Genomic DNA, 12,050 nt, shown 5'->3' with positions numbered 1-12,050 from the left:
TTAATCGCAATCGTGTTTTTAACCTAGAAAAGTAGTGCAAACAGTATGATTACAATCAAAAAAGGCTTGGATCTTCCTATTGCAGGAAAACCAGCACAAGTAATCCATAGCGGTAACGCTGTGAATCAGGTTGCGATTCTTGGTGAAGAGTATGTGGGTATGCGTCCTTCTATGAAGGTACGTGAAGGCGATGTTGTGAAAAAAGGCCAAGTGCTTTTTGAAGACAAGAAAAACCCTGGAGTGGTTTTCACAGCCCCTGCAAGTGGTACTATCACTGTAATTAATCGTGGCGAAAAACGTGTATTACAATCTGTGGTCATTGAGGTGCAAGGTAACGATCAAGTTACTTTCGCTAAATATAACGCAGGTGAGCTCAATACGCTTTCTTCTGAACAAGTTAAACAAAACCTCGTTGAATCCGGTTTGTGGACAGCGTTCCGCACCCGTCCGTTCAGCAAAGTGCCTGCCTTAGATGCAGAACCTTCTTCTCTGTTTGTAAATGCGATGGATACCAATCCTTTGGCAGCAAATCCAGAGGTGGTGTTAAAAGAGCATTGGCAAGATTTTATTGACGGTTTAACAGTATTAAGTCGTCTATTCCCAAATAAACCATTAAATTTATGTAAAGCGGGTGATAGCAATATCCCAACCGTGGATTTACCTAACCTAAAAGTACATGATTTTGGTGGTGTTCATCCTGCTGGTTTAGTAGGTACTCATATTCACTTTATCGATCCAGTTGGTGTGAATAAAACCGTATGGCATATCAATTACCAAGATGTGATTGCTGTAGGTAAATTATTCACTACGGGCGAACTTTATTTAGAACGCATTATTTCTCTTGCGGGTCCGCAAGTGAAAGAGCCTCGTTTAGTTCGTACCGTAATCGGTGCTAACCTTTCTCAATTAACGGCAGGTGAGTTAAAAGACGGTAATAACCGTGTGATTTCTGGTTCTGTGCTTTGTGGTCAAACAGCAAAAGATGCTCACGACTATTTGGGTCGTTATGCATTACAAGTTTCTGTGATTGCAGAAGGTAATGAGAAAGAGTTCTTAGGTTGGATCACACCACAATCGAACAAATATTCGATTACCCGTACCGTATTAGGTCACTTTGGTAAGAAATTATTCAATTTCACTACTGCAGAAAATGGTGGTGAGCGTGCAATGGTACCAATCGGTAGCTATGAGCGCGTAATGCCGTTGGATATTTTACCGACATTATTATTACGTGATTTAATCGTGGGCGATACCGATGGTGCACAAGCGTTAGGTTGTCTTGAATTAGATGAAGAAGACTTAGCATTATGTTCTTTCGTTTGCCCGGGCAAATATGAATACGGTTCAATCTTGCGTCAAGTATTAGATAAGATTGAGAAGGAAGGTTAAAAATGGGTTTAAAAAATCTTTTTGAAAAAATGGAACCCGCGTTTTTACCAGGTGGTAAATACAGCAAGCTTTATCCGGTCTTTGAATCGATTTATACCTTGCTTTATACACCAGGTACGGTAACGCACAAAAACACACACGTTCGTGATGCGTTAGACTCAAAACGTATGATGATTACGGTTTTCCTTGCGTTGTTCCCAGCGATTTTCTATGGGATGTACAATGTGGGTAACCAAGCGATCCCTGCCTTAAATCAATTAGGCAATTTAGATCAATTAATTGCTAACGATTGGCACTATGCGCTTGCAAGTTCATTAGGTTTAGATTTAACCAATAATGCAACTTGGGGCTCAAAAATGGCGTTAGGGGCGATCTTCTTCTTACCAATTTACTTAGTGGTATTTACCGTTTGTACAATTTGGGAATTATTATTCTCAGTGGTGCGTGGTCATGAAGTAAATGAAGGGATGTTCGTTTCAACCATTTTATTTGCGTTAATCGTTCCACCAACATTGCCATTATGGCAAGCCGCACTAGGTATCACCTTTGGTATCGTGGTTGCGAAAGAAATCTTTGGTGGTGTAGGTCGTAACTTTATGAACCCTGCACTTGCTGGTCGTGCATTCTTATTCTTCGCTTATCCGGCTCAAATTTCCGGTGACTTAGTATGGACTGCTGCAGATGGTTTCTCAGGCGCAACCGCACTTTCACAATGGTCTCAAGGTGGTCAAGCTGCATTACAACACACGGTAACCGGTCAACCTATTACTTGGATGGATGCCTTCATTGGTAATATCCCTGGTTCAATGGGTGAGGTTTCAACCCTTGCGTTATTAATCGGTGGTGCAGTGATTGTATTCACTCGAATTGCTTCTTGGCGCATTATGGCTGGTGTCATGATCGGTATGATTGGTACAGCAACCTTATTCAACTTAATCGGTTCTGATTCTAACCAAATGTTCTCAATGCCTTGGCATTGGCACTTTGTATTAGGTGGTTTTGCACTTGGTATGATCTTTATGGCAACCGACCCAGTATCAGCTTCATTTACCAACACGGGTAAATGGTGGTACGGTGCGTTAATTGGCGTGATGGCGGTATTAATTCGTACAGTGAACCCAGCTTATCCAGAAGGGATGATGTTAGCGATTTTATTTGCAAACTTATTTGCACCAATTTTCGACTACATCGTGGTTCAAGCAAATATCAAACGTCGGAGAGCAAGAACAAATGGCTAAATTTAATAAAGATAGCGTTAGCGGTACAGTTACCGTTGTTGTGTTGCTAAGTTTAGTGTGTTCTATCGTGGTTTCTGGTGCTGCAGTAGCATTAAAATCCAAACAAGATGAACAAAAAGCACTCGACGTTCAACGTAACATTTTAACTGTTGCTGGCTTAATGAAAGAAGATAATGCATCAGTAATTAAAGACACTTACAGCAAATTTATTGAACCACGTTTAGTTGATTTGCAAAGTGGTGATTACGTTCAAGCTTCAGCAGAAGAAATTAATAAATTTGAACCTAAAGATGCCGTTAAAGATCCAGCTAAGAGCCAAGCTATCCCAGCTGAGGCAGATAAAGCCGGAATCAAGGTTCGTGCAAATCAAGCACGTGTTTATCTTGTAAAAGATGAACAAGGCAATGTAACCCAAGTGGTATTACCAATGTATGGCCGTGGTTTATGGTCAACCATGTATGGCTTTGTTTCTGTTGCACCAGATGCAAATACCATCAAAGGTATTACTTACTATGATCAAGGTGAAACAGCTGGTCTTGGGGGCGAAATTGCGAACCCACGTTGGCAAGCACAGTTCGTTGATAAAAAATTATTCGATGAACAAGGTAACCAAAAATTCAAAATCTATAAAGGTAGCTCTGCTGCAGATAAAGAGCACGGTGTAGATGGTTTATCAGGTGCAACTTTAACCAGTAACGGTGTTCAAGGTTCATTTGATTATTGGTTCAGCCAAAATGGCTTTGGTCCATTCTTAGCGAAATTTAAAGCAGGAGAAATCAAATAATGGCTGATGCAAAAGTAAACTTAAAAGGTCTTTTATTCGATCCTATTGTTAAAAATAACCCGATTGCCTTGCAAATTTTGGGTATCTGTTCTGCATTAGCGGTAACGACCCAATTACAAACCGCGATCGTTATGGCGATTGCGGTAAGTTTGGTAACCGGTTTCTCCAGTTTGTTCATTTCATTGATTCGTAACTATATTCCAAATAGTATCCGTATCATTGTGCAACTGGCGATTATCGCATCTTTAGTAATCTTAGTTGACCAAGTACTAAAAGCTTATGCTTATGGTTTATCTAAACAACTTTCTGTATTCGTTGGTCTTATCATTACAAACTGTATCGTAATGGGACGCGCAGAAGCGTTTGCGATGAAATCACCTCCGCTAGAAAGCTTTGTTGATGGTATCGGTAACGGTTTAGGTTATGGTGCGATCTTATTAATTGTTGCAACATTACGTGAACTAATCGGTTCTGGTCGTTTATTTGGTTTCCCTGTATTCCAAACAATTCAAGACGGTGGTTGGTATCAACCAAACGGTTTATTCCTTCTTGCACCAAGTGCGTTCTTTATTATTGGCTTCGTTATTTGGGGCTTAAGAACGTGGAAACCTGAGCAACAGGAGAAATAATCAATGGAACATTATATTAGCCTATTTGTGAAGGCGATCTTCATTGAAAATATGGCGCTTTCTTTCTTCTTAGGGATGTGTACTTTCCTTGCCGTATCGAAAAAAGTGTCAACAGCATTCGGCTTAGGGGTTGCAGTAACAGTGGTGCTTGGTATTTCTGTGCCGGCGAACCAATTTGTGTTCGAACATGTGTTAAAAGATAGCGCCTTAGTTGAAGGGGTAGATTTATCCTTCTTAAGCTTTATTACGTTTATCGGGATTATCGCGGGTATCGTTCAAATTCTTGAAATGACTTTAGATAAATTCTTCCCCGCACTTTATAACGCATTAGGTATCTTCCTTCCACTTATCGCCGTAAACTGTGCGATCTTTGGTGGTGTATCTTTTGCGGTACAACGTGAATACACTTTTGCAGAATCTGCAGTTTATGGTGTGGGTGCAGGGCTTGGTTGGATGTTAGCAATCGTTGCGCTTGCAGGCTTAACCGAAAAAATGAAATATGCCGATGTACCGGCAGGCTTAAAAGGATTAGGGATTACCTTTATCACTGCAGGCTTGATGGCGCTTGGCTTTATGTCATTCTCTGGTATTCAGTTATAAGGAGGCATAAATGAGCGAATCTTCAATTTTATTATTAGGTGTTGCGGCATTTACGGTTATCCTTTTAGTGCTCGTTGCGATTATTTTATTCGCTAAATCAAAATTAGTGGATTCTGGTGATATCACCATTACTATTAATGACGATCCTGAAAAAGCGATCACCTTACCTGCTGGTGGCAAATTACTTGGTGCATTAGCAAGTAAAGGTATTTTCGTTTCTTCTGCTTGTGGTGGTGGTGGCTCTTGTGGTCAATGTGTCGTGAAAGTGAAAAGTGGCGGTGGTGAAATTTTACCAACCGAACTTTCTCACATTAATAAACGTGAAGCAAAAGAAGGTTATCGTTTAGCTTGCCAAGTGAATGTAAAAGGCAATATGGACGTTGAACTTCCAGAAGAAATCTTCGGCGTGAAAAAATGGGAATGTACTGTTATTTCTAATGATAACAAAGCAACCTTCATTAAAGAGCTTAAATTAGCGATTCCTGAAGGCGAAGAAGTACCTTTCCGTGCGGGTGGTTATATCCAAATCGAAGCTGATCCACATACGGTTTACTATAAAGATTTTGATATTCCAGAAGAATACCACGAAGATTGGGACAAATACGATTTATGGCGTTACGTGTCTAAAGTAGACGAGCATATTATCCGTGCTTATTCTATGGCTTCATACCCAGAAGAGAAAGGCATCATTATGCTTAACGTGCGTATTGCAACGCCTCCACCACGTCAACCTGATGCACCTCCAGGTCAAATGTCTTCGTACATTTGGTCATTAAAAGCGGGTGATAAAGTGACAATTTCTGGTCCATTCGGTGAATTCTTTGCGAAAGAAACTGACAATGAAATGGTCTTCATCGGTGGTGGTGCAGGTATGGCACCAATGCGTTCTCATATCTTTGACCAATTAAAACGTTTACACTCTAAACGTAAAATGTCATTCTGGTATGGTGCACGTTCTAAACGTGAAATGTTCTATGTAGAAGATTTTGATCAGCTTCAAGCAGAAAATCCAAACTTTACATGGCACGTGGCATTATCTGATCCGTTACCAGAAGATAACTGGACAGGTTACACTGGCTTTATTCACAACGTACTTTATGAAAACTACTTGAAAAATCATGAAGCACCAGAAGATTGTGAATACTACATGTGTGGACCTCCAGTCATGAACGCTGCGGTAATCAAAATGTTGAAAGACCTCGGTGTTGAAGATGAAAACATCTTATTAGATGACTTCGGTGGTTGATTTTAGTTAACCCAAACATCATTAAAACTGACCGCACTTTGTGATGAAGTGCGGTCAATATTTAAGATGGATTACAGGCAAGCTGATAGACGCGTCGGTTTGCCTGTAATTCATATATTTAGGAAGGAATAGATGAAAAAAATATTAAGCGGATTGATTGTAATTGCTTTGGCTTGTTCATTAAGTGCTTGTAAAAAAGATCCCGAAATTATTTCACTTAGCGGCAAAACCATGGGAACCACTTACCATATCCGCTACATTGATGACGGTTCAGTTAAAGAAAATGCTGAAAAAACACATGAGCAGATTGAAGTGGTTTTAAAAGATGTGAATCAGAAAATGTCCACTTACATTAACGATTCCGAATTAAGTCGCTTTAATCAAAATACGCAAGTGAATACGCCAATTGAAATCTCTGCTGACTTTGCCAAAGTATTACAAGAAGCGATCCGTTTAAATAAGGTTACTGAAGGTTCATTGGATGTGACAGTCGGGCCTGTAGTAAATTTATGGGGCTTTGGGCCAGAAAAACGCCCAGAACGTAAGCCAACCCCAGAGCAACTTGCTGAACGTCAAAGTTGGGTGGGAATTGATAAGATTCACCTTGATATGAGCGGTAAAACCCCAACATTAAGTAAAGCAGTACCGCAAGTTTATATTGATTTATCATCGATTGCTAAGGGCTTTGGGGTGGATCAAGTTGCGGATGTATTAGAGCAACACCACGTGCAAAATTATATGGTGGAAATTGGCGGGGAAATTCGCGCTAAAGGTAAAAATCCCGAGAATAAAGCGTGGCAAATCGCCATTGAAAAACCGAATAATACCGGTGAAAGAGCCGTTCAAGAAGTGATTGGTTTAAATAATATGGCGATGGCGACCTCAGGCGATTACCGTATTTATTTTGAGGAAAACGGTCAACGCTTTGCTCATGAAATCGATCCAAAAACAGGTTATCCAATTCAGCATCATTTAGCCTCAATTACCGTGCTTGCACCAAGTTCGATGACTGCTGATGGCTTATCTACAGGTTTATTTGTACTCGGTGAAAATAAAGCACTTGAAGTGGCCGAGAAAGAAAATATTCCAGTGTATTTAATTATGAAAACGGAAAAAGGCTTTGAAACAAAAATGTCGTCAGCCTTCCAAAAATTACTCGCAAATAAGGAATAATCATGCAAACGTTATTTTTTACCCTATTAGCTTTTGTGGCAATTATCGTATTGATGTCAGTAGGCTTTATCTTTAAAAAACAAGCTTTAAAAGGTAGCTGTGGAGGCCTTTCCTCACTCGGTATTGCCAAAGCCTGTGATTGCGATAAACCTTGTGACACTTTGCAAGAAAAATTAGATGCTGGCGATGAAAATGCCAAAGCTGAGTACGAACAAAAATTTGCGAAGAAAGACGATGATTCGCAATTTTATGAAGTGAAGTAGTTCTATTTAACGTTGTGATGAGAGAACAGTATGCCCTATGTCAATATTAAAGTGACCGGTGGAGCAGAGGCGCCGACAGCTAAACAAAAAGCAGAGTTAATTGAAGGTGTCACCCATTTATTACAGAAAGTGTTAAACAAAAATCCCGAAACGACAGTGGTGGTTATTGACGAAGTCGATATGGATAACTGGGGGATTGGAGGGAAAACGGTAACTTCTCGACGTTCAATGAAGTGATCATGCCGTAACCTGTATGAAAGTGCCCGAAATTGTCGGGCATTTTTACTCTTACTTGATTTGCGGTAGAATGCCCAATTATTTATTTAGTGGAACATTTATTACTAAACTATGAAATCACAAACCTACGAAAAACATTTTCCGAAACTCTCTGCAGAACAACTTGCCGAAAATGCCACTAAAAAAGTAATATGTGGTATGTCAGGAGGAGTGGATTCCTCCGTTTCTGCGTTTATTCTTCAACAGCAAGGCTACCAAGTGGAAGGCCTGTTTATGAAAAACTGGGAAGAAGATGACGATACCGATTATTGTACAGCCGCAGCGGATCTTGCTGATGCGCAGGCAGTATGCGATAAGCTAGGTATTAAGCTACATAAAATCAATTTTGCGGCGGAATATTGGGATAACGTGTTTGAACATTTCTTAACAGAATACAAAGCTGGTCGTACGCCAAACCCGGATATTTTATGCAATAAAGAAATTAAATTTAAAGCTTTCTTGGAATATGCAGCGGAAGATTTGGGCGCTAACTATATTGCTACCGGCCATTATGTGCGTCGTCGTGGTGCAGATAATCAAGCAGAGCTATTACGCGGCTTAGATAGCAACAAAGACCAAAGCTATTTCCTTTACACGTTGAGTAAACATCAGGTAGGTCAAAGCCTTTTCCCTGTAGGTGAAATCGAAAAGCCAATCGTGCGTGCTATTGCAGAAGATTTAGGTTTAATTACCGCGAAGAAAAAAGACTCTACTGGGATTTGCTTTATCGGTGAGCGTAAATTTAAAGATTTCTTAGCGCGTTATTTGCCGGCTCAACCAGGTGACATCCGTACCGTAGATGGCGAGATTATTGGTCGCCATGAAGGCTTGATGTACCACACACTGGGGCAGCGAAAAGGATTAGGTATCGGTGGATTAAAAAATGCCGGTGATGAAGCCTGGTATGTAGTGGATAAAGATGTCGAAAACAATGAATTGATTGTTGCGCAAGGACATGATCATCCACGCTTGTTCTCTAAAGGATTAATTGCTAAACAGCTCCACTGGGTCAATCGAGAACCAGTGCGTGAAGCGTTCCGTTGTACAGTGAAAACGCGCTATCGTCAAACAGACATCGCTTGTTTGGTTGAGCCAATTGATGACGATTGTATCCGCGTGATTTTTGACGAACCGCAAGCCGCGGTCACGCCAGGTCAATCAGCCGTGTTTTACCTAGATGAAGTCTGCTTGGGTGGCGGCATTATCGAAGAACGAATTTAATCAACATTCAATAAAGTGCGGTCAGAAATTTAACGATTTTTCTGACCGCACTTTTTAATTATTTACCTAATGGAGCTTTTTATGCGTCACATCGTATTGGGATGTCTGTTAACTTTGTTTTCCACTACACTTTTTGCCCACTTAAAAACAGATTTAGCCTTATTAAATTTGAAAGGACCAGTAAAAAAATGGGAAATGAAAATAACAGATCTACGTAATTCTTCTGTTTTGGAACATAAGATTACTCACTTTAATCCAAAGGGATTTAAAATCAAAGAAGAAACATTAGATTCTTCTGCTCAAACAAAAAACTTTGTGTATGACGAACAAGGGCGATTGATTAAAATTTTTTGGAGTGATGATGACGCTGTTCTCGAATATAGCTATCGTACTAATTCAGATGGTACTTTGACGGTTATAGAGAAACAGAAATTTAAAGATAGCGAATCTCGAGTTATATCTGAAAATACTTATGATAAAAATGGATTATTAATCATTAAAAAAGAAACAGATGACTCTTGTGAGAATGAGTGCGAGAAACTTGAAAATGGCATGAACAAATATAGCTACCATTATGATGAACATGGCAATGTTGTAGAATTTAAGAATGAGCTTTTTGCTGTTGAGCCTGTAAAATATACCAATAAATACTCTGATGGAAAACTAATTGAACAGACAGAATTCAGTTATGGTGGAAAAGAGGTGAGGACTTTTGATGCTAATGGACATCAAATTCAATTTGAAGAATTCCCACCTTTGGGATTTGGAGATGGTTCAAAATCTTCTGTAAAACGTTGGAAAAAGACTGTTGATAACTATGGCAATGTGTTGAAGGATGAAGAGTTTGATGAGGCTAATGAACCTAGCAGCACTATTGTTGAACATTCATATGAGTATTATTAAGTTAAAGTGCGGTCAAAAATTTAACGATTTTTCTGACCGCACTTTTTCTTTATCGTATTTTAATTTTCGTTAATTTGAAAAAATATTGATATTTTGATATTATAAATTTCGTATTTGGAAACAATCCACTCAAATCCTACTGAGCGTTTCCTTCAAAATCGCACTTCTCCGTGCTGTCATTTGCGATGGTTCCATCGCACCATTTAGGGCTTAGGGCCTTGTTTTATTAATCTGATTTTATTTTTATTCACTTAATTTTCAAGGGGAAAGCGTTGTCTTTATCTAAATTTATGGAAAAGCAAACGTCGTTCAATCCTTTAGTGATTGGTGCAACGTTATTTTTTGTGGTGTTACTTGTCGCGATGATTTTAATCGCACCTGAACAAACGCAAACTTTATTAAATACCGCAAAATCGGGCATTTTTGCTAACTTTAGTTGGTTTTACGTATTAGCATTCTCAGTGTTTTTGGGCTTTTTAGTCATTTTATCAGTCAGTAGCCTAGGTAATATCAAATTAGGCAATGATGAAGAAGAGCCTGAGTTCGGTTTTCTTTCTTGGTTGGCGATGTTATTTGCTGCCGGCATGGGGGTAGGGTTGATGTTCTTTGGTGTCGCAGAGCCATTGACACATTACTTATCTGATATTACCACAGGCAGCGCAGAGCATAAGCAACAAGAAGCCTTGTTACACACCTTATTCCACTGGGGAATTCATGCCTGGGCGGTGTATGGCACGATTGCGTTAGCATTGGCTTACTTTGGATTCCGTTACAAATTACCTTTGGCATTACGTTCTTGTTTCTATCCGTTATTGAAAGAGCGTATTAATGGCAAGTTAGGTGATCTTATCGACATCATGGCATTACTTGCCACCTTATTCGGGATTATCACAACATTAGGTTTTGGTGCATCCCAATTGGGGGCTGGCTTACATCAATTAGGTTGGATTAGTGAAAATAGCTTTAGTCTGCAAATTATCGTGATTGCTGTCGTGATGAGTTTAGCCACATTTTCCGCGATTTCTGGTGTAGGAAAAGGGGTAAAAATCTTAAGTGAGCTGAATTTAACATTAGCTTTCTGTTTGTTGATTTTTGTATTAGTGGCGGGGCCAACACTTTATTTGTTATCTGCTTTTAGCGACAACATCGGAACTTATCTCAGCAACTTAGTCCAATTAAGCTTCAAAACCTATGTTTATGAACAAGAACATACTGGCTGGTTTAGCGGTTGGACCATTCTGTATTGGGCATGGTGGTGTTCTTGGGCGCCATTTGTAGGTTTATTTATTGCGCGTATCTCGAAAGGGCGTACCATTCGCGAATTTATTTTTGGCGTGTTGGTGATTCCTAGCATGTTCGGTATTTTGTGGTTTACCGTATTTGGTAACACGGCTATTTGGTTAAATGATGGTGAGGCGGCTGGTGCATTAGGACAAATGATTTCTTCGCCTGAAACGTTGCTCTTTAAGTTCTTAGATTATTTACCGCTTTCTGGTGTAACGGGTTTAGTGAGTTTGGTGGTGATTTCTTTATTCTTTATCACCTCAGCAGACTCCGGTATTTATGTATTAAATAACATTGCATCACGTGATAAAAGTCTTGCTGCACCACGTTGGCAAGCGGTGATGTGGGGCATATTAATGTCAGTTGTCGCCATTGTTTTGATGCAATCAGGCGGCTTGGCTAATCTACAGGCAATGACGCTATTAGTGGCGTTACCTTTCGCCATGTTGATGTTGTTGATGTGTTTTAGTTTATGGAAAGGCTTGAATGCGGATAAAAAATATTTTGATACCAAAGTTAATCCAACCAGTATTTTCTGGACGGGGGATAAATGGAAAGAACGTTTGGAACAAATGATGAACCAAACGCAAGAAAAAGATATTTTACGTTTCCTTAAACATACGATTTTACCAGCTATGCGTGAATTACGTCAAGAGTTGATTGGCAAATATGACTTAAGCGTACAAATTAACACGTTATTTGATCAAGATGAACCTGCAGTCGAGTTAGTCATTCAGAAAGATTTGATGCGAGACTTTATGTATGGGGTGAAATCTATCGGTCGTGAGGTGTCAGAGCAATTAATTAATGACGATAACTTGCCACATATCCAGCATAGTATGACTTATGAACCATACACTTATTTCTTTGATGGTCGAGTGGGTTATGATGTGCAATATATGGATCAAGATGAATTAATTGCTGATATGTTGAAACATTATGAACGTTACTTAAGTTTGCTAGATGACGTTGGCCAAGAATTGATGGCACACGAGCAAACTGAACTGGCTGAATAATAAGACTAAAGTGCGGTTGAAAATCCTC

Annotated in this window: 12 protein-coding genes; all 12 read left to right on the top strand. The window is 39.6% G+C overall.

The features are described from left to right. The first annotated feature begins 45 nt into the window (after window positions 1-45). The gene (locus PARA_RS01120; RefSeq protein ID WP_014064158.1) at window positions 46-1,389 is read left to right on the top strand and encodes a Na(+)-translocating NADH-quinone reductase subunit A; all 1,344 of its coding nucleotides are present in this window, start codon (window positions 46-48) and stop codon (window positions 1,387-1,389) included. Between the two features lie 2 nt (window positions 1,390-1,391). Next, entirely contained in the window at window positions 1,392-2,627 is a 1,236-nt protein-coding gene (locus PARA_RS01115) for an NADH:ubiquinone reductase (Na(+)-transporting) subunit B (protein WP_014064157.1), read from the top strand. After that, window positions 2,620-3,411 carry a Na(+)-translocating NADH-quinone reductase subunit C gene (locus tag PARA_RS01110; protein WP_005695373.1) on the top strand — a complete coding sequence of 264 codons (792 nt, stop codon included), beginning with the start codon at window positions 2,620-2,622 and terminating at the stop codon, window positions 3,409-3,411. The genes PARA_RS01115 and PARA_RS01110 overlap by 8 nt, the downstream gene beginning before the upstream one ends. Next, window positions 3,411-4,040 (top strand): NADH:ubiquinone reductase (Na(+)-transporting) subunit D, encoded by a 630-nt coding sequence (locus tag PARA_RS01105; protein WP_005695375.1) that lies wholly within the window; start codon window positions 3,411-3,413, stop codon window positions 4,038-4,040. Before PARA_RS01110 ends, PARA_RS01105 begins: the two co-directional genes overlap by 1 nt. A 3-nt stretch (window positions 4,041-4,043) precedes the next feature. Beyond that, window positions 4,044-4,640 carry an NADH:ubiquinone reductase (Na(+)-transporting) subunit E gene (gene nqrE, locus PARA_RS01100; protein WP_005695377.1) on the top strand — a complete coding sequence of 199 codons (597 nt, stop codon included), beginning with the start codon at window positions 4,044-4,046 and terminating at the stop codon, window positions 4,638-4,640. A 10-nt stretch (window positions 4,641-4,650) separates the two neighbouring features. After that, window positions 4,651-5,886, top strand: coding sequence for an NADH:ubiquinone reductase (Na(+)-transporting) subunit F (gene nqrF / locus PARA_RS01095; RefSeq protein WP_014064156.1), 1,236 nt, complete (start codon window positions 4,651-4,653; stop codon window positions 5,884-5,886). A gap of 132 nt (window positions 5,887-6,018) precedes the next feature. Next, entirely contained in the window at window positions 6,019-7,059 is a 1,041-nt protein-coding gene (locus PARA_RS01090; protein ID WP_014064155.1) for an FAD:protein FMN transferase, read from the top strand. 2 nt (window positions 7,060-7,061) lie between these two features. Further along, a complete protein-coding gene (gene nqrM / locus PARA_RS01085) occupies window positions 7,062-7,322 on the top strand; it encodes a (Na+)-NQR maturation NqrM (RefSeq protein WP_014064154.1) in 261 nt (86 codons plus the stop codon). 30 nt (window positions 7,323-7,352) lie between these two features. Beyond that, complete coding sequence (locus PARA_RS01080) at window positions 7,353-7,559, top strand: tautomerase family protein (RefSeq protein ID WP_014064153.1); 207 nt, start codon at window positions 7,353-7,355, stop codon at window positions 7,557-7,559. Between the two features lie 111 nt (window positions 7,560-7,670). After that, window positions 7,671-8,819, top strand: a complete 1,149-nt coding sequence (gene mnmA / locus PARA_RS01075) for a tRNA 2-thiouridine(34) synthase MnmA (RefSeq protein WP_014064152.1) — start codon at window positions 7,671-7,673, stop codon at window positions 8,817-8,819. An 81-nt stretch (window positions 8,820-8,900) separates the two neighbouring features. Beyond that, entirely contained in the window at window positions 8,901-9,722 is an 822-nt protein-coding gene (locus PARA_RS01070) for a hypothetical protein (protein ID WP_014064151.1), read from the top strand. Between the two features lie 272 nt (window positions 9,723-9,994). After that, a complete protein-coding gene (locus PARA_RS01065; RefSeq protein ID WP_014064149.1) occupies window positions 9,995-12,022 on the top strand; it encodes a BCCT family transporter in 2,028 nt (675 codons plus the stop codon). Window positions 12,023-12,050 lie beyond the last annotated feature (28 nt).

The sequence above is a fragment of the Haemophilus parainfluenzae T3T1 genome, from assembly GCF_000210895.1.
Lineage (GTDB): Bacteria > Pseudomonadota > Gammaproteobacteria > Enterobacterales > Pasteurellaceae > Haemophilus_D > Haemophilus_D parainfluenzae_A.
This window is presented reverse-complemented; position numbering and strand designations above follow the sequence as displayed.